The sequence below is a fragment of the Rhodobacter capsulatus SB 1003 genome (assembly GCF_000021865.1).
Classification (GTDB): domain Bacteria; phylum Pseudomonadota; class Alphaproteobacteria; order Rhodobacterales; family Rhodobacteraceae; genus Rhodobacter; species Rhodobacter capsulatus_B.
The window spans coordinates 1309876-1335258 of sequence record NC_014034.1 but is presented as its reverse complement, the minus strand read 5'-3'; the positions used below and the strand labels follow the sequence as shown (position 1 = coordinate 1335258).

22 protein-coding genes and 2 tRNA genes are annotated in these 25383 nt (G+C 66.1%); 16 read left to right on the top strand and 8 right to left on the bottom strand.

The annotated features are described in order from the left end of the window. The first annotated feature begins 13 nt into the window (after nucleotides 1–13). From RCAP_RS06290 to RCAP_RS06275, 5 genes are all read left to right on the top strand, one after another. On the top strand, nucleotides 14–1099 hold the full coding sequence (locus RCAP_RS06290) for a hypothetical protein (RefSeq protein WP_013066995.1): 1086 nt from the start codon (nucleotides 14–16) through the stop codon (nucleotides 1097–1099). Nucleotides 1100–1644: 545 nt separating this feature from the next. Next, nucleotides 1645–4416, top strand: a complete 2772-nt coding sequence (locus RCAP_RS18370; RefSeq protein WP_013066994.1) for a hypothetical protein — start codon at nucleotides 1645–1647, stop codon at nucleotides 4414–4416. A gap of 1013 nt (nucleotides 4417–5429) precedes the next feature. Further along, complete coding sequence (locus tag RCAP_RS19545) at nucleotides 5430–5606, top strand: hypothetical protein (protein ID WP_013066993.1); 177 nt, start codon at nucleotides 5430–5432, stop codon at nucleotides 5604–5606. Next, nucleotides 5606–5956, top strand: a complete 351-nt coding sequence (locus RCAP_RS06280; RefSeq protein ID WP_023911223.1) for a hypothetical protein — start codon at nucleotides 5606–5608, stop codon at nucleotides 5954–5956. Before RCAP_RS19545 ends, RCAP_RS06280 begins: the two co-directional genes overlap by 1 nt. Nucleotides 5957–6196: 240 nt before the next feature. Beyond that, the gene (locus RCAP_RS06275; RefSeq protein WP_013066991.1) at nucleotides 6197–6406 is read left to right on the top strand and encodes a hypothetical protein; all 210 of its coding nucleotides are present in this window, start codon (nucleotides 6197–6199) and stop codon (nucleotides 6404–6406) included. Here RCAP_RS06275 and RCAP_RS06270 read toward each other — a convergent pair. Further along, a complete protein-coding gene (locus RCAP_RS06270; protein ID WP_013066990.1) occupies nucleotides 6403–7701 on the bottom strand; it encodes a tyrosine-type recombinase/integrase in 1299 nt (432 codons plus the stop codon). The genes RCAP_RS06275 and RCAP_RS06270 overlap by 4 nt on opposite strands. A gap of 110 nt (nucleotides 7702–7811) precedes the next feature. Continuing rightward, a tRNA-Ser gene (locus tag RCAP_RS06265) sits at nucleotides 7812–7901 on the bottom strand. A gap of 266 nt (nucleotides 7902–8167) precedes the next feature. Here RCAP_RS06265 and RCAP_RS06260 point away from each other — a divergent pair. Genes RCAP_RS06260 through RCAP_RS06230 form a run of 7 tightly spaced genes read left to right on the top strand, consistent with a single transcriptional unit; the run spans nucleotide 8168 to nucleotide 14532 of the window. Continuing rightward, nucleotides 8168–9070: an SPOR domain-containing protein gene (locus RCAP_RS06260; RefSeq protein ID WP_023911218.1), complete on the top strand. Its 903-nt coding sequence runs from the start codon at nucleotides 8168–8170 to the stop codon at nucleotides 9068–9070. A 13-nt stretch (nucleotides 9071–9083) separates the two neighbouring features. Next, on the top strand, nucleotides 9084–10244 hold the full coding sequence (locus RCAP_RS06255) for a D-alanyl-D-alanine carboxypeptidase family protein (protein WP_013066988.1): 1161 nt from the start codon (nucleotides 9084–9086) through the stop codon (nucleotides 10242–10244). Between the two features lie 4 nt (nucleotides 10245–10248). Further along, on the top strand, nucleotides 10249–10869 hold the full coding sequence (gene tmk, locus RCAP_RS06250) for a dTMP kinase (RefSeq protein ID WP_013066987.1): 621 nt from the start codon (nucleotides 10249–10251) through the stop codon (nucleotides 10867–10869). After that, complete coding sequence (locus tag RCAP_RS06245) at nucleotides 10866–11975, top strand: DNA polymerase III subunit delta' (RefSeq protein WP_013066986.1); 1110 nt, start codon at nucleotides 10866–10868, stop codon at nucleotides 11973–11975. The genes tmk and RCAP_RS06245 overlap by 4 nt, the downstream gene beginning before the upstream one ends. Nucleotides 11976–11991: 16 nt before the next feature. Further along, nucleotides 11992–12789 carry a TatD family hydrolase gene (locus RCAP_RS06240; RefSeq protein ID WP_013066985.1) on the top strand — a complete coding sequence of 266 codons (798 nt, stop codon included), beginning with the start codon at nucleotides 11992–11994 and terminating at the stop codon, nucleotides 12787–12789. Continuing rightward, nucleotides 12782–13582: an MBL fold metallo-hydrolase gene (locus RCAP_RS06235; RefSeq protein ID WP_013066984.1), complete on the top strand. Its 801-nt coding sequence runs from the start codon at nucleotides 12782–12784 to the stop codon at nucleotides 13580–13582. Before RCAP_RS06240 ends, RCAP_RS06235 begins: the two co-directional genes overlap by 8 nt. Further along, the gene (locus RCAP_RS06230) at nucleotides 13582–14532 is read left to right on the top strand and encodes an AEC family transporter (protein ID WP_013066983.1); all 951 of its coding nucleotides are present in this window, start codon (nucleotides 13582–13584) and stop codon (nucleotides 14530–14532) included. Before RCAP_RS06235 ends, RCAP_RS06230 begins: the two co-directional genes overlap by 1 nt. Before the next feature lie 184 nt (nucleotides 14533–14716). Here the strand turns inward: RCAP_RS06230 and RCAP_RS06225 are convergent, their stop codons facing one another. The 6 genes from RCAP_RS06225 to RCAP_RS06200 form a co-directional block, all read right to left on the bottom strand. After that, nucleotides 14717–15670: an ABC transporter permease gene (locus RCAP_RS06225; RefSeq protein ID WP_013066982.1), complete on the bottom strand. Its 954-nt coding sequence runs from the start codon at nucleotides 15668–15670 to the stop codon at nucleotides 14717–14719. A gap of 12 nt (nucleotides 15671–15682) precedes the next feature. Further along, entirely contained in the window at nucleotides 15683–16948 is a 1266-nt protein-coding gene (locus tag RCAP_RS06220) for an ABC transporter permease (protein ID WP_013066981.1), read from the bottom strand. A 101-nt stretch (nucleotides 16949–17049) separates the two neighbouring features. After that, nucleotides 17050–18123: an ABC transporter substrate-binding protein gene (locus RCAP_RS06215; protein ID WP_013066980.1), complete on the bottom strand. Its 1074-nt coding sequence runs from the start codon at nucleotides 18121–18123 to the stop codon at nucleotides 17050–17052. Between the two features lie 112 nt (nucleotides 18124–18235). Then, nucleotides 18236–19339 carry an ABC transporter ATP-binding protein gene (locus RCAP_RS06210; protein WP_013066979.1) on the bottom strand — a complete coding sequence of 368 codons (1104 nt, stop codon included), beginning with the start codon at nucleotides 19337–19339 and terminating at the stop codon, nucleotides 18236–18238. 72 nt (nucleotides 19340–19411) lie between these two features. Continuing rightward, nucleotides 19412–21715, bottom strand: coding sequence for a Hint domain-containing protein (locus tag RCAP_RS06205; RefSeq protein WP_013066978.1), 2304 nt, complete (start codon nucleotides 21713–21715; stop codon nucleotides 19412–19414). 190 nt (nucleotides 21716–21905) lie between these two features. Beyond that, a tRNA-Leu gene (locus RCAP_RS06200) sits at nucleotides 21906–21992 on the bottom strand. A gap of 175 nt (nucleotides 21993–22167) precedes the next feature. Here RCAP_RS06200 and lipB point away from each other — a divergent pair. The 4 genes from lipB to carA all read left to right on the top strand — a co-directional run bounded on the left by lipB (nucleotide 22168) and on the right by carA (nucleotide 25295). Next, on the top strand, nucleotides 22168–22830 hold the full coding sequence (gene lipB, locus RCAP_RS06195) for a lipoyl(octanoyl) transferase LipB (protein WP_013066977.1): 663 nt from the start codon (nucleotides 22168–22170) through the stop codon (nucleotides 22828–22830). 201 nt (nucleotides 22831–23031) lie between these two features. Continuing rightward, a complete protein-coding gene (locus RCAP_RS06190; RefSeq protein ID WP_013066976.1) occupies nucleotides 23032–23445 on the top strand; it encodes a c-type cytochrome in 414 nt (137 codons plus the stop codon). 107 nt (nucleotides 23446–23552) lie between these two features. Further along, a complete protein-coding gene (locus RCAP_RS06185) occupies nucleotides 23553–23936 on the top strand; it encodes a VOC family protein (protein WP_013066975.1) in 384 nt (127 codons plus the stop codon). 192 nt (nucleotides 23937–24128) lie between these two features. Continuing rightward, nucleotides 24129–25295, top strand: a complete 1167-nt coding sequence (gene carA, locus RCAP_RS06180; RefSeq protein WP_013066974.1) for a glutamine-hydrolyzing carbamoyl-phosphate synthase small subunit — start codon at nucleotides 24129–24131, stop codon at nucleotides 25293–25295. Nucleotides 25296–25383: the final 88 nt, after the last annotated feature.

The window sequence follows — 25383 nt, the reverse complement described above, 5'->3', positions numbered from 1 at the left end:
AAGGGAGACGACTATGACCAAAAATCCCCCCACCAACCGGCGCGCTGACCTCGGCCGCAGCCCGGATGTGCCGCGCGGCTGGGCGCTGCCCATGCTCATGGACATCGAAAACACGGCAGATCGCCGCTTGATCGGCCCTCTGGCTGTTGCGAGCGCGGAGCGCCGCTCCGCTGTTTTCGCGGCGCTGGCCAAACTGCAAGACCGAGATCAGGCCGAAACCCCGGCCACCATCCGAAGCCTCGCGCCCGAGGTGCTTGTCGAGTGGCTGCTCACGGCGACCCCGCGCGAGATCGTGGAAACCTGCCACGGCGCAATCCCGGCGCTGGCCGCCACGGTCGCCAAGACCGGCAGCAGCCCACTTGATGCCCCCGCTGATTATGGCCGCATCGTCTCCATCTTGACCGGCACGACCCGGCGGGCGCGGCGGCAGGCGACATGCCTGCGCCAATCGCGCCGGATCACGTCGGATTACCTGCGCAGCCTCGATCTGCTGCGCGACGCCTATCTGCGCCCCAGCGTCGTCGCGGCAATTGGCGGGGCCGCGATGGCCCGTCAGGTCGAGCAGGCGTCGGAGGTCCTGACGCGCGCCTGTCTGGGCCTGCCCGACCATGTGCTCGCCCAATCGCTGGAGCAGCGGGGCGCGGATGACCTGCGCGCCTGGGTGACGCGGATGCTGCTGCGCTACGGCTACGCGCTCTGCGATCTGGAGGATGACGCCGACCTGTCCTTCTTGCGCACCGGCGACGATTTCCGCGCCTGCGGCCAGCGGTATCGCAACTGCCTCGACGATGAGCGTGCGGGCAAGATCACCAATGCCGCGCTCGGGGTGACCGCTTACGCCGAGTGGCGCGCCGCCCCGGTGGTGGTCGAACTGGTCCGCCTGCACGACGGCGCGGAGACGTTCTGGGTCTGCGACGGGATTTATGGCGTGGCCAACGAGCCCGCGCCCGTCACCGTGCAGCGCGCGATCCGGGCGCATCTGCGGCAGCGGGGTATCCGGTCTCTCGCGCTCGCTCATCGGGACTGCGTGGAGCCGGTGGCGGTGCAGCGTCTCGCTGACATTGATCCGGTCGGCTTCCTGTGGTTCCGCCAAGAGTAAGGCGCGGGAAGCCGGGTCCGTGGATAACGCGAAAAGGATGGAGCACCAGAGGTAAGGCGACGTCGGAACTGGGCCATGGCGGGGCATGGGTCGCTCCCGCGACGGCTCGGAGAGCACGCCTTGCCTCACCTTTCACGGCAACGGCGTTCGTCGTCCTTTTGTTTGGAAAGAAACCCCCTCGTAAGCGGCAACCTTATTATATATATCGGGCCACCCCTTATCAGGGGGTTTTCTCCTGCCATAACGCAAACACCCGTTGCCTTGAAGGGTTAGGAATGGGGCGCGCAGGACACAGATTGCTCATCGAGTATCCAGACCTATGATAAATCTCTGCAGGCCAGCGCCAACTGGCGCGGCAGCGGTCCCTTGGTCCGCGACGATTCCGCGTTTCTCTTCCGCCCCGAATCTCCCCCGCCAAGGTCCAGCCTTCGGCGGGGTTGCCGTTTCCGCGAATATCGACGCCGCGACGGGCGCGCTGGTATAAGTAGGAGCAGGAGCAATTTCGCTCCCGGCCTGTCGGCGCAGGCTGCCTTGAAGAGATTGATATGACGAACCTGATTCAGCGATGGCTCGACGCCATCGAAAACCCCATGGCGCGGGCGGACCTCGCGCGCAGCAAGAAAGCCCAGAAGCAACTGGAAAAGGCCCTTGCGGCTCCCCGCACGGAGTTCATCGAGCGGGTGCTCCTCCCCAACCTGCCTGAGATCGTGATCCAGCCGAGCGCAGAGACGTCGCGCGACCATGCGATCTCGCGTGCCCTTCAGGAGCGGGCCGCCCGTGGCGACGACATCGACCCGGGGCTCTACGCCTACTTCACCAACCCGCTCGTCCCGGTTGGCCGTGACGACGACACCTACAGGTCGCCCTCGGCGCGGGTGGCGCTGGGGAAGCACCACGTCTTCACCTTCGAGTATGACGATCCGGTCAACATCCCGCCGTCCGTCCAGTTCGGCTGGTGCCGTTCGCCCGGCAACGATGCCGCGCAAAGCCTCATGGGGAAGCTGCACGCCGACCTCGGTCACCGCTTTGCCGACTACCTCGGCCTGACGGTGGCGTGGTCCGGCAACAAGTCGCTGCACATCCACCTCGTGTTCAAGACTGACCTCATCCCCGCGCTGCCCGACGACGCTAACCTGCAGGAGGGGTTCAAGGCGCACTGGCGACGGCTCCGCGCCATCGTGGCCGAGCATACCGGGCACGACCGGCCGGACGCGGCGTGCGCCGGACCCTCGCAGTTCCGCCGTCTGCCCTGGGGCACGCACCGCAACGGCAACCCGCAGGTCGTGATCTGGGAAGCCTACCGCAAGCGGGCGGCGAAGAAAGTCTCGGCCAGCCTGTTCCAGCCGGACCTGTTCCTCGCGCCGCCGCCCGTGGCCCGCAGCGCAAGGACGCGCAAGGACAGCGGCACCGGCGGCTTCAGCCAAGCGGAACTGGACCACATCGCGCTTCGCTTGCGCGAGCACTTCCCGGGCTGGCCCCGCTTCGAGCGGCTGGAGGCGGACGGCACCGGCTACCGCGCGCTGTTCTCCAACTCCGACCGCGATGACACGCCGTCGTCCTACATGCGGGAAAGCCACCGCTTCGTCGCCCTCGTGGGCACGGACAGCGACACCATCGACGACGCGCCGGTGCTGCCCGCGCGGTTGGGGCGCATGATGGACATCTGGGTGGCGGAACTGACGACCACCGCCGCCGCCTGCTCGGCCACCACCCACGACGAGGCGCGCCAGATGCTCGCCGACGTCATCGGCGACCTTGCGGCGGCGGACCTGCCGCGCGTGCTGGTGCAAGCACCGGAGGGCGCGAGCAAGACCACCTCGGTCATGGCGCACCATCACGCCTTCGCGGGCGGCCAGCCGTCGATGTACGCATTTGCCACCTACGACTTGGCAAAGGAGAAGGTCAACAAGTTCAACCAGATGCACAAGGGGAGCGGATACCGCGCGGTCTGGATCGAGTCGTGGTCGAGGCTTTATGCGCTCTGCGCGGACCAGCGCGGCGTGCCGGTTCTGTCGTCGGCGGATGCCGCCCAGGGCGGGTTCCCGAGCCTGTTCGAGATGGTGCGGGTCCGCCAGCCCGACGTCCTGGAAGTGATGGGCGGCTACTGCCAGGAGGTCCTGGACGGCGTGGGCTCGAACGTTCCCGTCTTCTTTGCCGTCCACGACACCGCCCATCTCTGGCAGCAGCATTCGCCGACGCGGCTGATCTGGTCGCCCGCCTTCTGGCAGAACGGGATGAACCTGCGCAACGCCGCCGCGCTGGCCGAGACGAAACTGTCACTGCTGGTCCACGACGAGGCGTCGGTCGACACCTTCCTTTCGATCATCCCGGCGACGCTCTTCCGGTTCGCGGAGCGCATCAAGGCCAGGGCACGGAAGCCGGACGAGATGTTCAACGCCTACCTCGCCGCGCTCATGACGTGGCGCGGCGCGAACAAGCCCTCGTTCGACGAGGTCCGCCGCATCGCGTGGCATCTCTCCGACTACGAGCCTGTGACTGTCAGTGGGCGCGGCTCCTACTCGGACCTCTGCCGCGAGATCAACCCGCACAGGCAGGACGGCTACCTTTCGCTCTATGCGCCGGATTCGCCAAACGCGGTGCGGGACTGGATGATCGCGCGGAACGGCTGGTATCGGCGGGAGGAGGAATTCGTCGCCGACCGCATCGTGATCCTGACCACCGAGGAACTGCCGACCGCCTGCTGCCCCGACGACTTCGGGGTGGCGCGGTTCACGATGCCTTTCGTGCCGAAGCACGCCTTCAAGCTGATCCAGCATCGCAGCCTGAACCGGGACCGCCTGCAAGAAGCGTTGAACGATGCCGACGAGCGGATCATGCGGCAGCGCGCGTCCGGCTATCGCACGATCACGAACTGCATCGAGGGCGTCACGACGCACATGGCGGCGCGCGGGAGCGACGCGTTCATCGGGACGAGCCTCCTCCAGACCGCGATGTTCTCGGCCCCCTACCGCCACGAGCAACTCTGCGCGCTGAACGACTACCTCGGCCGCGACGACTGCGTGATCCTCGACCACATCGACACGATCAACCAGACCTGTGGGCGCAACCTCGGCTTCCGATGGGACGGAAAGGCCGAGCACTACCTGCTGATCAACCGGCACCTGTGGAGCCTGATCCAGTCGTCGCCCGCCCGCGTCCACCTGCGCTACGCGATCGACCTCAGCATGGACGCCGAAGAGCGCCGAAGCATGAGGCGGTCGGCGAGGAAACGGCGTGCCGCGACGCACTGGAAATACGATGGGGCAGGCTACGATGGCAGCGGGTTCGACTACCCGCTCGTTCAGGACGCCGCCTGATGTCCTGCAGAGATCAACGAAGACCGTCCCTACCCGTGTGACGGTTGGGAGGGGCGGGTCACCGTGCTCGCTCGGGACACGCCTCACGTTGCGCGGAAACGGGCCGACGTTAAGCCGCGACTCGCCACAAAAACGCAGCACCCCACTGTTATGCTTTTTGTTCGGCGAGCAAGGCGCGCTCGGGTCCTTCCGATCCTGCCAGATCAGGGGATTCGCCGCTAACATCAACCCAACCGGCGGAATCACCACGATTCCGTGACACCTGCTCCCTGTTGGAGCGCTCGTCGTCCTGCGGCCCGAGACCGACGCGATCCTCGCGCCAATCCGTGCCCTCGGCATCGGCGTGCGCGCGGGCATCCACGGCAAAATCGGCACAACGAAACCGACCTTCGTCCCCGCTGAGATGGTCTGCAGGATCAGGGGCTCGATATAAGCCCTGAACGACCTGAAGAGGTTGGCCGCCCGCTTAGTATGACGATGCGCAGCACCGGCGTCTCAATGCCGATGCGCGAGGCGTCCGTGACCACGAACTGCGTCATCCGCCCCAGAAGCAGGCGGCGGCAAAGCGCACATCAGCGAAAATTTAGCATTGAATACAATGAGTTACAAAAGTTTCCACTTGACTCGCGGACGAGGACGTGCGAAACGAGTCGCACTGGAGCAGCGGAACGAGCGTAGGACGCCGCATGAGGAACGGCATGCCGATATCGCATCCATGAACTATTGAAGGTCTTGCTGTAGCGGGGCACTTCGCCCGCGCAGCCTGCTCCACGCCGGAACGGCTGGATCGGCTGCTCTCTATTTTCATCCATTTCGGAGCCTGTCTCCGCTCAAGAACCCCACGCGGGGTTAATCGACCGGCGCTGTCTGATGACGGCTCGGTCTCAACGGCTCGGCGTCATCGCCGAGCTTCGGATGAAGATTGCAAATAGGAGCAAACATGAAACAAACGAACGCGGTCATCCGCGCGCCCCGTGAGGGCTTTCAGTCGATGAAGCGGGGCGGGTGCCAGCATGACGACTGACGAAAAGTTCGATCACATCCGACATGCCCTCGCCGGGATCGGAGTTGAGTTCATTGAACTCGACGACGACACGACCAAAATCTGCGATGCGGCCATCGCCGAAGACTTTGCGAAATGGGCGGCTGTCATCTCGGTTTGGGCCGACCTGATTGAAGAGGCGCGGTAATGGGGTTGGATATGCGCGCCATTGCTGTCGCCCGCAATCGCCCCAATGTCGTGACCGAGACACTCGCGGTCTGGCGCAAGCACCCCGACCTGCATGGCTGGGTGGAGGATCGCGCCCGCCGCTACGGCGTGATCGGCAATATTAACCGCGCCTTCGCACCGCTCGGCCTCCAGGACTTGGACGCGATGGAACGAGATATCCGCGCGAAGCGTCTGCCCAAGACGGAGGGCCTCTTCTTTGGGTCCTCGTCGAAAGGACGTGCACAGCGAAACGAAGACCTTGCGTTTGTCGAGCGGGCGCGCGCTGCCATCGCGCGCGGCGACATGGTGCTCTATTGGGCTTGGTGGTGAGAGCGATCTTCAGTGGCTGCAGCCGCCCGCTCTTCGGCGGGTCATGCTCCACACGGCTCTCCATCGCCCACGCACTGGGCTCCCATCACCGCCCGCACGTGTAATCACGGCTCGCCCCCGCTCGGGGCGAGCCACAAAGCCCCCCTGTTGCCCATCGTCGAGAGGTAGCAGGCGGGATTCGATGCGCGGAAGGCTACCTGCTGCGCGCCCATCACGTAGAAGATGTCTTGAACCGGGCAAATGACAGACGACGACCTGAAAAAGGCGCTGGTGACGGTCGCCAAGCTAGCAACCAAGGACCGCCGTTACCTGCCGCTCTACGCGTTGCTGGAAGCCGAACACGAGCGCCGCAAGGCGAACGACGACCTGCTGTCCAGAGCCCGCAGGCTGGCGGCGACGCATCGCCGTGGCCCGCCCGGTGTCGTGTCGTTCTGGTTGGTGGCGGCCTAGATCGCCACCAACCGCAAGGCATCCTGCAACTCGACAAGATGGACCTGTCCGTAATCGGGCCGGTCGCGCTCCTCGACATCGGCGTTGCGAGCATGTCCGAAGATCATGCGCCGCACCCGCCCGTCGGCACCTGCGCGCCGGAGCACACCCTCCAGCCTGTGCCGAAGGCAGTAGAGGGTGTGGTTTTCGGTTTCCATCAGCCCCGCCTCCCGCAAATACTTGTTGACCGTCGCCGACAGGGTGGCGGCCTTGTCGTCATAACGCGGAAAGCCGTTCGGGAAACGCTGCATCGCCTCCAGACTGACCCCGACCAAAGGGATTTGCCGCACAGAATTGCGCGTCTTGGTGCGACGGTGCGCGGCACTGATGCAGATGTGAGGGATGTTGTCGGTCAGCTTGATGTCCTCGGGGCGCAGAGCGCAGAGTTCGCTCGGGCGGGCTCCGGTGTTGATCATGGCGAGCAGGATTCCCCGGGCCTCGTCGTTGAGCCCGTCCAACGCCTTGGGGGCAAGCAACTTCTGCTTGATCCAATCGGTGGAGAACTCGGGGCGGGTCTCGGCTTCGGACTTGGGGAACTTGATCGACTTGCCCACGAAAGGTGAGGGAAACGGAAGGGCCAGCGTATCGATCACGGCCTCGATGACGGACTTGAGGTGCGTGAGGTCCTTGTTTGCGGAGTCGGTCTGCAGGTCTTCCTCTTGTATCTTCGTCAGCCACCACGACCGAAACTCGATCAGATTCGTGCGGGTCAGGTCGGCCAGCGGGATATCCCCCACGACCGCGATGAGGTTCCGAAACGCCTTGTCGCGGGGATTGCGATACTTGCGCAACTGGTCCGGGGTCATCTTGAGCGTCTTGATCGGCTCGACCGACTTGCGAAACTCGGCCAGCGTCTCGCTCAGCGTCATCTTCGGTGGCTCGGTCACACCAAGCAGGGCGTCCGCGACGACCTTGTTCGGCTCTCCCATGCGCTGTGGGATGCGATTGATGCGCTCGACTTGGTCCTCCACCGGCATCGCCATGATCTTCTTGAGCGACTGGTAGCGATAGCCGTGCTGCGCGCAGATATTCAATGCCGCGTCATATCGTGCGCGGGCGTCGGTCGTATCGCCCCGCAACCGTGCTTCCCATGCCATCAACAAGGCATCCCAAGCCGCTTTGGCTTTGGCCTCGGCCTCGATCCGGCTGTCCGTCCGCAAGCTCAACGACACTTGCCGCCCCTGTTCGGAAACCCCCGCATAGCGCTTCGGAACCCGCCGAATAAGGTGCCACACGCTTCCCCGCATCACCAGCATCACTAACCCCGTCATGCGAAATGTCACGCACAATGTCATGCAGAAATGGCGGGATAAGGTCAAGGGTGGCATATATGCCCTTTTATTTCAACAACTTAAGGGGATTTTGGTGGCGGAAGCGGTGGGATTCGAACCCACGGAGGGGTCTCCCCCTCGCTGGTTTTCAAGACCAGAGCCTTAAACCACTCGGCCACACTTCCGTCGCCCCTGCCCTAACCGCTCTCACGCGATTCTGAAAGCTTCCGGCAAACGAAATCCGCAACCGCCGCCCACGCGCGCTTTTCTTGCCGCGCCGAACCCGCTACAGTCGGCGCGAAACGCCGGGGCGGCGGCGGCTGACCCCGGTTCGGAACGGTCCCGCCAAGGGGCTGCGGCAACAACGGCCGGGGCCGGACGACGGGCCGGGACGGCCCGCGGCCCGGTCTGGCGGAACGAACGGCAGGGGCAGACGGGCATGACAGGATCGATGCGGTGGGTCTTCGCGCTGGGAGCGGCGCTGACAATGGCGGGATGCCAGTTGACGGGGGACGGCGCAGACCCCGCCGACGCCCCGAAAGAGGGCGCGACACCCGCCGCCACCTCCGCCCGCATCGTCGAGCGCGATGTCGAAGCCCCCGAAGTCTTCTCGGCCAATGACACCGGGCTTTGGGACGGGCGCCCCTCGCTTGGCGGCGTCTGGGTCGCGCATCCGACGGTGAAAGACCCCGAACGGGTGATCATCCGCAACCCGGCCAATGGCAAATTCGTCATCGGCGCGCTGTTCCGCCGCGAGCGCGAAAATCCGGGGCCGAAGCTGCAGGTCTCCTCGGATGCCGCAGCCGCGCTCGACATGCTGGCGGGGGCGCCGACGAAGCTTTCGGTCGTGGCGCTGCGCCGCGAGGAACAGGCCGATCCGGCCGCCGCCACCGCCCCGGTCAAGGACGCCCTGCCCCCGGCCGAGAACATCGCGGCCACGCCGCTGGCCAGCGCGCCGCCCCGGCCGGGCGCGAAACCCGCCGCCGCGCCGCCCAAGGGCGCGGGAAAACCGGGCGCAGGAAAACCGGGCGCCGAGATCGCCGCCGCCGCCGGGGCGGCCATCGCCGCCGCCGAAGCCGCGCCGCAAAAACCCGCCGCGACCCCGGCCAAGCCTGCCGCGGCGGGCAAGGGCCTGGTGCAGATCGGCATCTTCTCGCAGGAGGCGAATGCCAAGCGCGCCGCCGACCAGCTGAAGAAATCCGGCATCGCCAGCACGATCCGCACCGAAACCGCCAAGGGCAAGACCTTCTGGCGCGTCGTCGCGGGCCCGGCCGGATCGGCCGCCGACAGGACCGCGCTGCTGACCAAGATCAAGGGCCTCGGCTTCCCCGACGCCTATGCCGTCTCCAGATAAGGACGCCACCGCCATGTCGCCCCTTCGACTGCTTGCCCTTGCCGCGCTTGCGGCGCTGACCGCCCTGCCTGCCGCCGCCTTCGACACCCGCGCCCGCACCGCCTGGGTCTATGATCTGACGACGCAGACCGTGCTTTTGGAAAAGGATGCCGATGTCGCGGTGCCGCCCGCCTCGATGTCGAAGCTGATGACGCTGAACATGCTGTTCGAGGCGCTGTCCGAAGGCCGGGTGACGCTGGACACCACCTTTGCCGTCTCGACCAAGGCCAAGCAGATGGGCGGCTCGACGATGTTCCTCAATGAGATGGACCGGCCGAGCGTGCGCGAGCTGATGCAGGGCGTGGTGATCAATTCGGGCAATGACGCCTGCGTGGTGGTGGCCGAGGGGCTGGCGGGCTCGGAAGGCGCCTTTGCCGCGGGCATGACCGAACGGGCGAAGATGCTGGGCATGACGCGCTCGACCTTTGCCAATGCCTCGGGCTGGCCGCATCCCGACCAGCGCATGTCGATGCATGATCTGGGCATTCTGGCGGTGCGGCTGATCACGCAATTCCCGCAATATTACCCGCTGTTTTCGGAAACGCAGTTCAACTACAAGAACCGCGCCCCGGCCAATGCGCACAACCGCAACCCGCTGTTGAAGATCCCGGCCGCCGACTGGCATGCCGACGGGCTGAAGACCGGCCATACCGAGGAGGCGGGCTACGGCCTTGTCGGCTCGGCGGTGATGGGGGATCGGCGCATCGTCTTCGTGATCTCGGGTCTGGCGTCGGAGGCCGACCGCGCGTCGGAGGCCGAGGCGGTGGCGAACTGGGCGTTTCGGCAATTCGTGATGAAGACGGTGGCGCAAAAGGGCACCCGGCTGGCCGAGGCGCCGGTCTGGCTGGGCACCGAGGCCAGCGTCGGGCTGGTGCCTGCGAGTGATGTCGCCATGCTGATCCCGGCGGGCGCGGCCGAGGGGGTGAAGGCCGAGGCGGTCTTTGACGGCCCGGTCACCGCGCCGGTGACGGCGGGCACCGAGCTGGGGCGGCTGGAAATCACCGTGCCGGGGCTGGGGCTGCGCCCCGTGCCGCTGGTGGCGGAAACCGACGTGGCCGAGGGCGGCTTCCTGGTCCGCTTCACCGCCGCCGCGGGCCGGCTTCTGGCGCAGACCCGTCAGATGGTGGCCGGCTGAGCCGATGTTCATCACCTTCGAGGGCATCGACGGCTCGGGCAAATCCACCCAGGCGCGGCTTTTGGCCGAGGCTTTGGCGGGGCTTGGCCGCGATGTCATCCGCACCCGCGAGCCGGGCGGCAGCCCGGGGGCCGAGGAAATCCGGGCGCTGGTGCTGCAGGGCGATCCCGACCGCTGGTCGGCGAAGACCGAGATCCTGCTCTTCACCGCCGCCCGGCGCGACCATCTGGAACGCACGATCGCGCCCGCGCTGGCGGCGGGCCAGGTGGTGATCTGCGACCGCTTTGCCGACAGCACGCGGATGTATCAGGGGCTCTCGCGCGGGGATCTGCGCGGGCTTGTCGACGATCTGCACCGGCTGATGATCGGGCGGGAACCGGACCTGACCTTCCTGATCGACATCGACCCCGCGGTGGGCCTTGCCCGCGCCAAGGGGCGGCAGGGCCACGAGGAACGGTTCGAGGATATGGGGCTGGCGATGCAGGTCCGCATGCGCGCGGGCTTTCTGGCCCTGTCGCAGGAATTTTCCAGCCGTTTCAAGGTGATCGAGGGCGACCGCAGGCCTGATGCCGTCGCCGCCGAGGTGCTGGATGTGACCCTTGCCGCGCTTCGGGCCCGGGCATGAGCCGCGACGAGCTGCCCGATCCGACCCAGGTCGAAGGCGCCCCGCATCCGCGCCAGACCCTGCATCTTTACGGCCAGGAAAAGGCCGAGGCCGATTTCCTGACCGCCTTCACCTCGCACCGGCTGCACCATGCCTGGATGCTGACCGGCCCGCGCGGCGTGGGCAAGGCGACGCTGGCCTGGCGGCTGGCGCGGTTCCTGCTGAGCCAGCCGCTGGAAGACGGCGGCGGGCTTTTCGGCGCCCCCGAGCCGGTGCGCAATCTGGAGTCTGACCCCGAGCACCCGGTCTGCCGCCGGATCATGGCGGGGGCCGAGCCGCGGCTGTTCCATCTCAAGCGCGGCCCGAATGACAAGGAAACCGCGCTGTCGGAAGACATCCGCGTGGTCGAGGTGCGCAAGCTGACCTCGTTCCTGCATCTGTCCGCGGCCGATGGCGGACGGCGCGTGGTGATTGTCGATGCCGCCGACGAACTGGCCACGGCCGGGGCGAATGCGCTGCTGAAACTTCTGGAAGAGCCGCCGCCTCTGGTCACCTTCCTGCTGGTCACGCACCAGCCCGCGCGGCTTTTGCCCACCATCCGCTCGCGCTGCCGCGAATTGCGGCTTGCGGCGCTGGCCCCCGAGGATCTGGCGCAGGCGCTGCAGGGCGCGGGGGCCGAGACCGAGGACACGCTCGCCCTCTCGGCCCTTGCGGGCGGGTCGGTCGGCGAGGCGATCCGGCTGATCAATCTCGACGGGCTCGAGGCTTACCGGGCGCTGGTGGGCCTGATGACCGGCCTGCCGCGGATCGACCGGCAAAAGGCCTGGGCGCTGGCCGAGGGCATGACCGGGCGCGGCAACGAGGCGCGGTTCGATCTGATGCTCGGCCTGATGGATCTGTTTCTGGCCCGTCTGGCCCGCGCCGGTCTGACCGGGGCGCCGCAACCCGAGGCCGCCCCGGGCGAGGCCGCGCTGCTGACGCGCCTTTGCCCCGATGGCGCGGCGGCGCAGAAATGGGCCGGGCTGCATCAGGATCTGGGCGCGCGGGCGCGGCATGGCAAGGCGGTCAACCTTGACCCGGCGACGCTGGTCATGGATATGGTTCTTGCCATCAACGCCGCGCCCTAGGCGGCAGGAGAGTCCCTTGACCGCGCCGCTTCCGCTTCTTGTCGACAGCCATTGTCACCTTGATTTCCCCGACTTCGCCGAGGAACTGCCCGAGGTCGTCGCCCGCGCCCGCGCCGCCGGGGTGAGCCGGATGGTGACGATCTGCACCCGGCTGCGCAACGTGCCGCAGGTGCGCGCGATTTCCGAAAGCTACGAGGGCGTCTTCTGGGCCGCGGGCACCCATCCGATGAGCGCCGCCGAAGAACCCCTCGCCAGCATCGAGGAGCTGGTGACGCTGGCCGCGCATCCGAAGTTTGTCGGCATCGGCGAAACCGGGCTCGACTATCACTACACCGCCGAAAGCGCTAAAATCCAAAAGGTTTCGCTGCGGCTCCATATCGAGGCGGCGCAGGAAACCGGCCTGCCGCTGATCATCCATTCCCGCGCCGCCGATGACGACATGGCCGCGATCCTGACCGAGGGGATGAAACGAAAACCCTTCGGCTGCGTCATGCATTGCTTTTCCTCGGGGCCGGAGCTGGCACGGGTGACGCTCGAACTCGGCTGCTACCTGTCCATGTCCGGCGTCGCCACCTTCCCGAAATCGCAGGAAATTCGCGACATCTTCAAGACCGCGCCCTTGGACCGGATCCTTTTGGAAACCGATGCGCCCTATCTGGCCCCCCCGCCCTTCCGCGGACGGCGCAACGAGCCCGCCTATACCGCCCATACCGCGAAGATCGGCGCCGAGGTGTTCGGCCTGTCCCTGCCCGACTTCGCCGCCGCCACGACCGCGAATTTCGACCGTCTTTTCGCAAAGGCCCGCCATGGCTGACCGGCTGCGCTTCACCATCCTTGGCTGCGGCTCCTCGGGCGGCGTGCCGCGCATCGGCGGCCATTGGGGCGAATGCGATCCGGCGAACCCGAAAAACCGCCGCTCGCGCTGCTCGCTGCTGATCGAGCGGATCGGCGCGGCGGGCATCACCCGCGTTCTCATCGACACCTCCCCCGACCTGCGCGAGCAACTGCTGCGCGCCGAGGTTGCGACGCTGGATGCCGTGGCCTTCACCCATCCCCATGCCGATCACATGCACGGGCTGGATGATATCCGCCAGATCACCTTCAACATGCATGCGCGGCTGCCGGTCTGGGCCGACGAACCGACGACCGAGGCGCTGATCAACCGTTTCGGCTATGCCTTCGTGCAGCCCGCGGGCAGTGCCTATCCGCCGATCTGCGACCTGCAGGCGATCACGGGCCCCTTCACCGTGACCGGCGCGGGCGGGCCGGTGACGCTGGTCCCGTTCCGGGTCGAGCACGGCAACATCCCGGCGCTGGGGTTCCGCATCGGCGGTCTGGCCTATCTGCCCGATGTATCGGCCATTCCCGACGACGCCTGGGACTGCCTGCAGGATCTCGACATCTGGGTGCTGGATGCGCTGCGCCGCAAGCCCCACCCCAGCCATGCGCATCTGGCGCTGTCGCTCGACTGGATCGCCCGCGCCCGCCCGCGCGAGGCCGTGCTGACGAACATGCATATCGACCTCGACCATTCGGATCTGGAGCGCGAAACCCCCGCCCATGTCCGCGCCGCCTTTGACGGGATGGTGCTGGAACTTCCCTGCTGATGTCGGCGCTGATCGACGTCATCCTGCCGGTCTTTCTGGTGATCGGCTTTGGCTATCTGGTGGCGTGGAAAGGGCTTTTCAGCGCCCCCGCGGTCGAGGGGCTGATGCGTTTCGCGCAGAATTTCGCCGTGCCCGTGCTGCTGGCGCGCTCGATCGCGACGCTGGACCTGAGCGCCAGCTACGACCCCGGACCGATGCTGTCCTTCTACGCGGGCGCGCTGGCCTGTTTCGCCATCGGCGGCCTTGCGGCGCGGCTCTGGCTGAAACGCAGCGGCCCGGATGCGGTGGCGATCGGCTTTGCCTGCATGTTCTCGAACTCGCTGCTGCTCGGCGTGCCGATCACCGAACGCGCCTATGGCCCCGACGCGCTGGCGGGCAATTTCGCCATCATCTCGTTTCACTCGCCGTTTTTCTACACGGTGGGGATCGTGGCGATGGAATGGGTGCGCTCGCACGGCACCGGGGCGGGGCTCTCGCGCGTGGGGTGGAACGCGCTCGTTGGCATCCTGCGCACGCCGCTCGTCATCGGGATCCTCTGCGGCTTCGCGCTGCAGGCCGTTTCGGCGCTGACCGGCCAGCCGCTGCCCGGGCCGCTGATGGCGGCGATGGAGATGATCGCCAAGGCGGCGCTGCCCGCGGCGCTGTTCGGTCTGGGCGGAGTGCTCTTGCGCTACCGGCCCGAGGGCGACCTGCGCGCCATCGCCATGGTCACGGGCCTGTCGCTGATCGTGCATCCGGGCATCGCTTACGGGCTGGCGCATGGCGTCTTTGACGTGCCGACGGCCGGTCTGCGCTCGGCGGTGCTGACGGCGGCGATGGCGCCGGGGGTCAATGCCTATCTGTTTGCGAACCTTTACGGCACGGCGCAAAGGGTGGCGGCGTCGAGCGTGCTGATTGCCACCGCGCTCTCGATCCTGTCGATCTGGGTCTGGCTCGCGATCCTGCCGTAAGCAAGGGGGCGCTGCCCCCGTCCCTGCGGGACTCCCCCCGGGATATTTGTGGCAAGATGAAGGGCAGCGCAGCCCTGCCTTTCAGTTTCACCTTGCTTCAAATATCCTCGGGGGGTGAATTTTGCGCAGCAAAAGAGGGGGGCAGACAGCCCCCCTTTCTGCGGTTCGGATCTGGCAGGCCGTCTCAGGCCGGGCTCATGCCGCGCAGCCGTTCCGAGCGGCGGCGCAGCAGTTCCACCACGGTCAAAAGCGCCACCGAGATGATCACCAGAAGCGTCGCCACCGCCAGGATCGCCGGGCTGATCTGTTCGCGGATGCCGTTCCACATCTGCCGCGGGATCGTCTGCTGGTCATTGGCCGCGATGAAGAGCACCGCCACCACCTCGTCAAACGAGGTGACAAAGGCGAAGAGCCCGCCCGAGACCACGCCCGGCATGATCAGCGGCATCTGCACCCGGAAGAAGGCCGTGCGCGGGTTGGCGCCAAGCGAGGCCGCGGCCCGGACCAGCGACTGATCGAAGCCCGAAAGCGTCGCCGTCACCGTGATGATGACGAAGGGAATGCCCAAAGCCGCATGGGCCAGGATGATGCCCGGATAGGTGCCCGCCAGACGGCCCCATTCGAACCGGCCCTGCGCGTCGATCCCCGGCACCCATTGCCCGGAGTAGAAGAAGAACATCCCGGTGGCCGAAATGATGATCGGCACGATCATCGGCGAGATCAGGACGGCGGTGATCTGCTTGCGCCAGGGCATTTCGGGCCGCGTCAGGCCCAGCGCCGCGATGGTGCCCAGCCCGGCCGAGATCAGCGTGGCGAAAACCCCGATGATCACCGAATGTTTCGTCACCTGCACCCAGGTCGCATTCTGCCAGAAATCCCACCAGAAGGCCATGTCGCGCGGCGCCTCGGGGTTCTGCATCCCGAAGGTGATCAGGCTGTCATACCAGCGCAGCGAATAGCCCGCGGGATCGAGCGTCATCATCTTCTCGGTGAAGGTGAAATAGGGCTCGGCGTTGAAGCTGAGCGGGATCACGATGATGATCGGCGCGATCAGGAACAATAGGATCAGCGCGCAAAGCACCAGATAGGTGTAGTGCCACAGCTTTTCGAGCGGGCTTGCGTAGACGGGAAGGGCCATGGGTGCGTCCTCTCAGCCGAGCTTCATCTTGTCGATGCCGACGATGCGGTCGTAGATCCAGAAGAAGATCAGCACGACGATCAGCAGCTGCGCGGCCAAGGCGGCGGCCAGCGACCAGTTCAGCGATTTCTGCATGTGGAAGGCGATCAGGTTCGAGATCATCTGACCGTCCGCCCCGCCGACCAGCGCCGGGGTGATGTAATAGCCCATCGCCAGGATGAAGACCAAAAGCCCCCCCGCCCCCACGCCCGGCAGCGTCTGCGGCAGATAGACCCGGCGGAAGGCGGTCCAGGAGGTCGCCCCCAGCGACCGGGCGGCGCGGACATAGCTGGGCGGGATCGTCTTCATCACCGAATAAAGCGGCAGGATGGTGAAGGGCAACAGGATATGGGTCATCGCGATGATCGTCCCCATCTCGTTGTAGATCATCTGGATGCGGCCCTTGTCATCGATCACGCCCAGCCAGACCAGCAGATCGTTCAGCACGCCCTGTTGCTGCAACAGCACCATCCAGGCGGTCGTGCGCACCAGAAGCGAGGTCCAGAACGGCAAGAGCACGAAGATCATCAACAGCATCGCCTTGCGCATCGGCAGGGTGGCCAGCAGATGGGCGATCGGAAAGCCGATCAAAAGGCAGATCGCGGTGATTTCCAAAGACAGCGTCAGCGTGCGCAGCATCAGCTTCTTGTAGACCGCCTGCCCCTCGGGGACCGCGACGATCGCGCCCGCCTCGTCGCGCTTGAGATCGTTCGCGGCCAGATAGAAATCCATCGTGAAGGGCGAGGCGGCCGAGCGCATCGCGCGCCAGACATTCGGATCGGCCCATTTCTTGTCCAGCTTGAGGAAGGCCTCCTTGTAGGGCGGCTTCATCTTGTCGGCGCCGCGCGCCCCCGCGGTGAAGAGCGAGCGCGTCCCGGCGACGTCGTAATTGATCCGGGTGCCCGCGACGCCCGCGGTCTTGTTGCGCTTCATCCCGACCAGATCGGCCTGCAGCGCGGCATAGGCGGTCTCGTCGATGGCGCTGCCGGGCGGATGGGCGTCGAACCAGGCGCTCAGCGCGGGGACATTGGCGGAAAAGCCGTCATTGTAGACGGATTTGAACAGCATCTGTCCGATCGGCACGATGAAGCTGATCAGGATGAACAGAAAGAGCGGCGCAACGAGCAGTAAGGCACGGCGGCGGCGCACGGCCAGGGATTCGGCCAGCGCCGCCTTGAGCGGGCGGCCGTCGGCGGTGGTCAGAGGCGCATGGGAAAGGTCAGCGGTTGCGTCGGTCATTCGGTTCCCCGGTCATGGAACGATGCCCCGCCGCAGCGGGCTGCGGTCGGCGGCAGGACAGGACGGGGTTGCCCCCGTCCTGAAACACTCAGATCAGGCGATCAGCCAGCCAGCCAGGCGTTGAACTTTTCGTTCAGCTCGGTGTCGTGGTCGGCCCAGAAGGTCGGGTCGGTCCAGATCGGCGATTTCATGTTTTCCGGGCTGGTCGGCATGTAGGGCGCCATTTCGGTCTTGCCGTCCTGGTAAAGCCCGACCAGCGCGTTCGAGGATTTCCGCGCCGGACCGTAGGAGATCCATTTCGCCTGATCGGCCAGACGCTGGGTATCGGTCGAGAAGGCGAGGAATTTCTTCGCATCTTCCAGGTTCGGCGCGCCCTTCGGGATCACCCAGAGGTCATAATCCATGTAGGAGCCGTCCCAGACCGTGCCGAAGGGCTTGCCCTCGGCGACTTCGGCGGCGAAGAAGCGGCCGTTGTAGCCGTTCGTCATCACCACCTCGCCATCGGCGAGCAGTTGCGGCGGCTGCGCCCCGGCTTCCCACCAGACGATGTCTTTCTTGATGGTGTCGAGCTTCGCCAGAGCGCGTTTCACGCCCTCGTCGGTGCCCAGCACTTCATAGATCTGGTCGGGGGCGACGCCATCGGCATAAAGCGCCAGTTCCAGCGTGCGCTTGGCCGCTTTCAGCATGCCGCGCTTGCCCGGATATTTCGTGGTGTCGAAGAAATCGGCCACCGTCGTCGGCACGACATCGCCGACCTTGGTCTTGTCATAGGCGATGACGGTCGCCCAGACGATGCTGGCCACGGCGCAATCCTGGATCGCGCCCGGCACGAAATCCTCGGTCGCCGGGGTGCCATCGGGCGCGGGCGGCAGGATCGCCGGATCGATCGGCTCGAGCAGGCCCTCGTCGCACATCTTGATCGCATCCGACAGCTCGACATCGGCCAGATCGATGGTGACGTTGCCCGCCTCGGCCTGCGCCTTGAGCGGCGTCGCCGGGTTGTCGGCATCGATCGAGTTGATCTTGACGCCGGTCATCGCGGTGAAGGGCTTGTGATAGGCCTCGACCTGGCTGACCGTATAGGACCCGCCCCAGGACACGACGTTGAGTTCCCCCGCCTGCGCGGCGGCCGAGACGCCGACCAGCGCCGTGGTGACGATCAGAAGTTTCTTCATGAGGTTACTCCCTTGTTGGTTGCTCTGTTGGTGGTTCCGCCTGCGGATGTTCCCCCGCTTTGCGGTGATGCGGCGGGCTCGCCGCATCGGATGTCGTCCCTCGGTTCCGATCCTACATCGGATCAAGCGCCCGCGCATCGGCCGGATGCCAGCCGATCTTCACGTGCTGACCGGGATGCAGCTTGGTCTGGCCGATCGTGTTGCGCGATTTCATCACGAAATCCGTGCTGCCCGCAACCTTCATCCGGGTGCGGAAGATGTCGCCCATGTAGATCACTTCCAGCACTTCGGCATCGATCATGTGGGCGCCCGGCGGCATCATCTCGGGCTTGAATTCCACCCGTTCGGGACGGATCGAGACCAGCGTCTCCTGTCCCTTGTGGCGGATGTTGACCGGCGTCGCGTCGATGATCTCGCCCGTGGCGAGCCGCACCAGGCATTTTTCGCCGTCCAGCTCCTCGACCGTGCCGGGCAGCTTGTTGTTCTCGCCGATGAAGCCCGCGACGAAGCTGTTCTTCGGGCGTTCGTAAAGTTCGTCGGGCGGCGCCAGCTGCTGGATCCGGCCGTCGTTGAACACGGCGACGCGGTCCGACATCGTCAGCGCCTCGCCCTGATCATGCGTCACATAAACGACGGTCAGGCCCAGGCTGTCATGCAGGTGCTTGATTTCGAACTGCATGTGCTCGCGCAGCTGCTTGTCGAGCGCGCCGAGCGGTTCGTCCATCAGGACCAGCGCCGGATCGAAGACCAGCGCGCGGGCCAGCGCCACGCGCTGCTGCTGCCCGCCCGACATCTGCGCCGGACGGCGGTTGGCGAATTTGCCCATCTGCACCATGTCAAGCGCGCGCATCACCTTGGCCTCGCGCTCGGCCTTGCCCATGCCGCGGACTTCCAGCGGGAAGGACAGGTTTTCCGCCACCGTCATGTGCGGGAACAGCGCATAGTTCTGGAACACCATCCCGATGCCGCGCTTGTGCGGCGGCAGTTCGTTGATGTTGGTGCCATCGAGCAGGATGCGCCCGTTCGTCGCCGTCTCGAAGCCCGCAAGCATCATCAGGCAGGTGGTCTTGCCGGAGCCCGAAGGTCCGAGCTTGGTCAGAAATTCGCCCTTCGCAATCGACAGGTTCAGGTCTTTGACGACGAGCGTCTCGCCGTCATAGCTTTTCTGCACATGGTCGAAGACGACGAATCCTTCGTCGATCGTTGTCGCAGTCAATGCGGGCTCCCCGTGGTTTTTCTGGTTCGTTAGCTCCCGTGGGGCTGACTAAAACAGCGCCGCCCCCGGATTTCAACCGCGATTTCCCATTCCCGTGAAAGCCGTGTGCGTCGCCGCCGCTTCGGTCACAAAACCGTCAGAATGCGTCAAATCGCGACTGATGTGCGACCAGTTCGCACAGAGCCTCCGATCAATTTGGTGGCGTCGCAAAAACTTGCCCGCGGGGGGGCCATAGGCCTTTTGGACAGGGTCTCCGGCCCAGACCACCCCGGCCAGGGCCGGAAGCGCCCGAATCAGCGTCGCTTTTGCCGCCAGATCCAGAGCCGCGATTCCCATGGGGCCAGGCCAGAAACTCTCGACCCAGAGCCCCTCGACCGAGAGCAGCGCATGCCGGGGCAGCAGCAGATGCAGATAAAGCACCCCGCCCGCGGACCGCGAAAGGCCCCGGCGCACCCGCGCGCCGCCCCAGCCCGTCGCCGCCAGATGCCCCGCCCGCGCCAGAAACCCGCCCGGCACCGCGATGCCGTGCAGCGCCGAAAGCCGCACCGGCGCCGCATTGCCCAGCCGCCCGGCCCCGATCTCGACCGGGCGCAGCTTCGGATCGGCGGCCAGCTGCGCCGCATCGACCCGGCGCCGGCCGATCCAGAGCACCGGCAGCGGCGGGCCGTCGCGCACCGTGACCAGATCCTCCGGGCGCAGATCCTCGACCGGCACCGGGCCGCGCGGCGTGGAGACGCGGCTGCCCGCGACCAGACAGGGCACGCCCATCGCATGCAGCATCCCGGGCGCCTGCACGGTGGCGGGCGCGATCCCCAGCAGCGTGACCGAAGTGCCGTCGGGGAAGGTCAGCACCGCATTGCCCAGCCCGTCATCGCTGACCGTCACGTCGCGGATGTTGACCGGCGCATTCGACCCGTCATGCAGCCCCGAGACATCGAGCTGGTCAGTGGTCAGGGCGCCGGTCCGCGACAGGTCGAAATCGGTGATGAAATCGTGGCCCGTGCCATCCGCCATCACGATCGTGTCGGCGCCCGCCCCGCCCGAGAGCGTGTCCTGCCCTGACCCGCCCAAAAGCACATCGGCGCCGGAGCCGCCGATCAACCGGTCATCGCCTCCCGCCCCGTCGATCCTCAGCCCCGAGGCGTCACCGGCCGCGTTCACCGTGTCGGCGAGGTTGCTGCCGGTAATCCCCTCGATATTGTCGAAGCTGACCGAATTCGCGCCCTGGGTGGCGGTGCCGTCCTCGGAACCGGTGAAGGTGACCAGAACCCCGCCCAGCGTGTCATGGCTGAAGTCGAGCACGTCGTGATCCACCCCGCCCGCGGTGGTGGTCCCCCCGCCGAAGACGGTGTCATTGCCCCAGTCCGATTCGAAATAGATCCGGTCGGCGTCGGCCTCGCCATAGATCAGATCGTTGCCGCTGTTGCCCGCCAGCAGATCGGCGCCGTCGCCGCCATGGATCGTGTCCTGACCGGTCCCGCCAAGCAGCAGGTCGACGCCCGCGCCACCGTCAAGACTGTCGTCACCGGCGCAGCCCTGGATCGTGTCGGCGCCGGTGCCGCCAAGCAGCGTGTCATTGCCGTCCTCGCCCAGGATCGAATCGTTGTCGGCGCCGCCATCCACCAGATCATTGCCCGATCCGGCCCAGATCGTGTCATTGCCCGCATCGCCAAACAGCGTGTCATTCCAGACATATCCGGTCGTGCCGACGTAATCGTCGATGTAATCGTCGCCAAGGCCGCCGTGCACGCAATCGCCGCCGGTGCCGAAGGTGATCGAATCATTGCCCGCGCCGCCGTCGATCGTGTCGGCCCCGCCCTCGGTGGCGATCGTGTCATTGCCCGCCCCGGCGGCGATGCTGTCGTTGTAGGCCCCGCCCTGGATCGTGTTGACATGATCGGGGTCGAAGCTCATCGAGGCCAGCGTGCTGTAAAGCGGCCCGGTCGAGACATCGGCGCCGTACATCCCGTCGTTGACGCCCGAGACGTGATAGGTCACCCCCGGCGTCAGCGGGTTTGTCGCCACCTCGCCGATGATCGTGCCGCCGATTTCCAGCGTATACATGTGCACGACCGTGCCCGAGGGATCGGTGAAGGTCGAAGACCATTCGACATAGACACGCCCGGAGTAAAGCAGCGTGCCGCCCGCGTCATAGACCGCGACGGACTGGGTCGAATCGTTGCCGTATTCGTCGGCCATGAAATTGCTGTCGCCCGACAGGGACGTATCGTCATCGGTAAAGACGAATGTCCGCCGCGAGGTCGAATAATCCCAGGCGGGATCGACCTTGAACTGCGCCCCCGGCCAGAGCGTCGAGCCTCCGCCCTCGACCTGGAACTGGGCCCCATACAATCCCTGAACAGTCCAGGTCGTCATCTTCCGCCGCCTCACCCGCCCCCGACGTCGCGGCCGGGCATCCGCGCGAGCGTGCCGCAATTTCCTCAATGCAGCCTTAACGCGGGCGGAAATCCCCCTGTTTTCAAGCCGAAGCCCGAGGGCAAGCAATGACGCAGCCGGAAATGACGAAGCCCGGGGTGGTGCCCCGGGCTTGCGGCCATCCGGCCAGTGGTGCGGTTGAAAAGACTCGAACTTTCACGGGAGTTACCCCACAGCGACCTCAACGCTGCGCGTCTACCAATTCCGCCACAACCGCATGTTCTGGCTTGGTGAGGGGCGATTTAGCCGAGCCTGCAGGGAATGAAAAGCCCCAATTTGCGGGTTTCGGAAAATCTCTTGCGCGACGCCGGGGCAGGACCGCCCCCGCCCGGCCCGAATCCGGCTTGAGACACGCAAGCGATTGTTTTACCCCAAGGGCAGGAGAGTTGCGCATGCCTGAATGGATCACCTCGGATCGTCCCGTGCCCTACCCCGACGCGCTGGCCTTCATGGAAGCGCGGGTGGCCGCGATCGCCGCGGGTACCGCGCCCGAGGCGATCTGGCTGCTGGAACATCCCGCCCTTTACACCGCGGGCACCTCGGCGCGGGCCGCCGATCTGACCGACCCGGACCGGTTCCCGGTCTACGCGGCCGGGCGCGGCGGCCAATACACCTATCACGGCCCCGGGCAGCGCGTCGTCTATGTCATGCTTGATCTGAACAAGCGCGGCCGCGACGTGCGCTGCTTCGTGCAGGCGCTGGAAACCTGGGTGATCGGCGCGCTGGCCGAATTCAACGTCAAGGGCGAGATCCGCGACGGTCGCGTCGGCGTCTGGGTGACCCGCCCCGAGAAGCCGCCGATGCCCGATGGCACGCCGCGCGAGGACAAGATCGCCGCGATCGGGGTGAAGCTGCGGCGCTGGATCAGCTTTCACGGCCTCTCGATCAATGTCGACCCGGATCTGAGCCATTTTTCCGGCATCGTGCCCTGCGGCATCCGCGAGCATGGCGTGACCTCGCTCGTCGATCTGGGGCTGCCGGTGACGATGGCCGATCTCGACCTGGCGCTGCGGGCCCGGTTCGAGACCGATTTCACCCCGCGCTGCGGCGGCTGAGCCGCGCCGCAAGGCCTGCCGGAGGGGCGGCATTTCATCTGGCATTCACTTTGCGTCCGGATTCTTGCCCCGCGGGTCATGGAATTGAAACAAAGGGATATGCGCGACCTTTTGCCTTGTGGTAAAGCGTGGACCGGGTAAGGAATCTGCCCCTTGGCCCCGGCTCCAGACCGGGCAAGCAAACAGACCAAGGATACAGCGATGAAGATCAGCCTCACTGCCGCCACTGTCGCCGCGCTCGTGCTCGCCGCCCCCGCTTTCGCGGGCGACGCCGCGAAGGGCGAAAAAGAATTCAACAAGTGCAAGACCTGCCACTCGATCATCGCGCCCGACGGGACCGAGATCGTGAAAGGCGCGAAGACCGGCCCGAACCTCTACGGCGTCGTCGGCCGCACCGCCGGCACCTACCCGGAGTTCAAATACAAGGACTCGATCGTCGCGCTCGGCGCCTCGGGCTTCGCCTGGACCGAGGAAGACATCGCGACCTATGTGAAAGACCCGGGCGCCTTCCTGAAGGAAAAACTCGACGACAAGAAAGCCAAGACCGGCATGGCGTTCAAACTCGCCAAGGGCGGCGAAGACGTCGCGGCCTATCTGGCCTCGGTCGTGAAATAAGATCCGGCAGATCCGGTTCCGGGCCCGGTCGGTTCTCCGACCGGGCCTTTTCATTTGGCCAGGACGGCCGGAGGGCGTAGCCTGCAAGGATCAACCGGAGGTTTCCGATGCAGCTGCGCTATGTCATCCTTTACGTGCCCGACGTCCCCGCCACGATGGCCTTCTATGCCGAAGCCTTCGGGCTTGAGCGCGGCTTCCTGCACGAAAGCGGCACTTTCGGCGAAATGGTCACCGGCGCCACGAAGCTCTGCTTCACCGCGGTGTCGCTGATGGAACAGATCGGCAAACAGGTCGCCACGACGCCCCCCGCCCTGCCCTCCTTCGAACTCGCCTTCGAGACCGAAGACGTTGCCGCCGCCCTCGCCCGCGCCCTTGCCGCGGGCGCCAGCCTCGTGCAGGGGGTCGAGCGCATGGACTGGGGCCAGACCACCGCCTATGTCCGCAGCCCCGAAGGCACGCTGGTCGAGATCTGCACCCCCGTCACGGCATGAGCCCGGCTGCGCTTTCACCTTGGCGAAAATATCCCGGGGGGAGTCCGAAGGACGGGGGGCAGCGGCCCGCTCTGCGCCCGACCGCACGCCAACCGCATGATTTTCCTCACAATCTTATTCCCGCCCGCAGGTCTTGACCAATCCTGCCCCTCCCCGTAGGTTCGGTCGAATTTTGCCCCGGAGAGTCGCGCCATGCCCATGAGCCCCCAGTCGTCGGAAAAACCCACCGCGCTCATCGTCACCGCAGACGGACAGCTCTTCTACGGCCGAGGCTTCGGGGCCACCGGCGAAACCGTCGCCGAGCTGGTCTTCAACACCGCGATGACCGGCTATCAGGAAATCATGACCGACCCGTCTTACGCCGGTCAGGTCGTCACCTTCACCTTCCCCCATGTCGGCAATGTCGGCGTCACCCCCGAGGATGACGAGACCGCCGAGCCCGTCGCCGCCGGTCTGGTGGTGAAATGGGACCCGACCGAGCCCTCGAACTGGCGGTCGGTGGAAAATCTGGTCGGCTGGCTGCAAAAGCGCGGCCGGATCGGCGTCGGCGGCATCGACACGCGGCGCCTGACCCGGGCGATCCGGCAGCAGGGCGCGCCCCATGTGGCGATCGCCCACAACCCCGAGGGCGTCTTCGACATCGAGGCGCTGGTGAAAAAGGCCCGCGACTGGAAGGGGCTTGTCGGGCTTGACCTGGCGAAAGACGTCACCTGCGCGCAAAGCTACACCTGGGACGAACAGCGCTGGGCCTGGCCCGAGGGCTACACCCGCCGCGAGGGTCCCGGCTTCAAGGTCGTCGCGATCGATTACGGCGCGAAACGCAACATCCTGCGCTGCCTTGCCTCGGCCGGTTGCGACGTCACCGTTCTGCCCGCCACTGCCACCGCCGAGGATGTCCTGGCGCTGAACCCCGAGGGCGTGTTCCTGTCGAACGGCCCGGGGGATCCGGCGGCGACCGGCGCCTATGCCGTGCCGATGATCCAGGGCGTTCTGGCGACCGATCTGCCGCTCTTCGGGATCTGCCTTGGCCATCAGATGCTGGCACTGGCGCTGGGCGCGAAGACGATCAAGATGAACCACGGCCATCACGGCGCGAACCATCCGGTCAAGGATCTCACCACCGGCAAGGTCGAGATCACCTCGATGAACCACGGCTTCGCCGTCGATGCCCAGACCCTGCCCGCGGGCGTCAAGGAAACCCATGTCAGCCTGTTCGACGGGTCGAACTGCGGCATCGCGGTCGAGAATCGCCCCGTCTTCTCGGTGCAATATCACCCCGAAGCCAGCCCCGGACCGCAGGACAGCCTGTATCTCTTCGAGCGTTTCGCCGCTGCGATGGCCGCCCGCCGCGCGGCCTGACGCAAGTTATCCACAGACGTTCGCGCTGTGTTCCGGCCGCCTTCGGGCGGCCGAAAAAATGACTCGCAGAATCCGCTTCAACAGGCGT

Bases quoted from the DNA above. Each gene is read 5' to 3' on its own strand.
- carA (WP_013066974.1), top strand. From the start codon at position 24,129: ATGCCCATGAGCCCCCAGTCGTCGGAAAAACCCACCGCGCTCATCGTC.
- RCAP_RS06270 (WP_013066990.1), bottom strand. From the start codon at position 7,701: ATGCTGGTGATGCGGGGAAGCGTGTGGCACCTTATTCGGCGGGTTCCG.
- RCAP_RS06235 (WP_013066984.1), top strand. From the start codon at position 12,782: ATGGCTGACCGGCTGCGCTTCACCATCCTTGGCTGCGGCTCCTCGGGC.
- RCAP_RS06230 (WP_013066983.1), top strand. From the start codon at position 13,582: ATGTCGGCGCTGATCGACGTCATCCTGCCGGTCTTTCTGGTGATCGGC.
- RCAP_RS18370 (WP_013066994.1), top strand. From the start codon at position 1,645: ATGACGAACCTGATTCAGCGATGGCTCGACGCCATCGAAAACCCCATG.
- lipB (WP_013066977.1), top strand. From the start codon at position 22,168: ATGCCTGAATGGATCACCTCGGATCGTCCCGTGCCCTACCCCGACGCG.
- RCAP_RS06275 (WP_013066991.1), top strand. From the start codon at position 6,197: ATGACAGACGACGACCTGAAAAAGGCGCTGGTGACGGTCGCCAAGCTA.
- RCAP_RS06225 (WP_013066982.1), bottom strand. From the start codon at position 15,670: ATGGCCCTTCCCGTCTACGCAAGCCCGCTCGAAAAGCTGTGGCACTAC.
- RCAP_RS06220 (WP_013066981.1), bottom strand. From the start codon at position 16,948: ATGACCGACGCAACCGCTGACCTTTCCCATGCGCCTCTGACCACCGCC.
- RCAP_RS19545 (WP_013066993.1), top strand. From the start codon at position 5,430: ATGACGACTGACGAAAAGTTCGATCACATCCGACATGCCCTCGCCGGG.
- RCAP_RS06245 (WP_013066986.1), top strand. From the start codon at position 10,866: ATGAGCCGCGACGAGCTGCCCGATCCGACCCAGGTCGAAGGCGCCCCG.
- RCAP_RS06185 (WP_013066975.1), top strand. From the start codon at position 23,553: ATGCAGCTGCGCTATGTCATCCTTTACGTGCCCGACGTCCCCGCCACG.
- RCAP_RS06260 (WP_023911218.1), top strand. From the start codon at position 8,168: ATGCGGTGGGTCTTCGCGCTGGGAGCGGCGCTGACAATGGCGGGATGC.
- tmk (WP_013066987.1), top strand. From the start codon at position 10,249: ATGTTCATCACCTTCGAGGGCATCGACGGCTCGGGCAAATCCACCCAG.
- RCAP_RS06190 (WP_013066976.1), top strand. From the start codon at position 23,032: ATGAAGATCAGCCTCACTGCCGCCACTGTCGCCGCGCTCGTGCTCGCC.
- RCAP_RS06290 (WP_013066995.1), top strand. From the start codon at position 14: ATGACCAAAAATCCCCCCACCAACCGGCGCGCTGACCTCGGCCGCAGC.
- RCAP_RS06215 (WP_013066980.1), bottom strand. From the start codon at position 18,123: ATGAAGAAACTTCTGATCGTCACCACGGCGCTGGTCGGCGTCTCGGCC.
- RCAP_RS06205 (WP_013066978.1), bottom strand. From the start codon at position 21,715: ATGACGACCTGGACTGTTCAGGGATTGTATGGGGCCCAGTTCCAGGTC.
- RCAP_RS06280 (WP_023911223.1), top strand. From the start codon at position 5,606: ATGGGGTTGGATATGCGCGCCATTGCTGTCGCCCGCAATCGCCCCAAT.
- RCAP_RS06255 (WP_013066988.1), top strand. From the start codon at position 9,084: ATGTCGCCCCTTCGACTGCTTGCCCTTGCCGCGCTTGCGGCGCTGACC.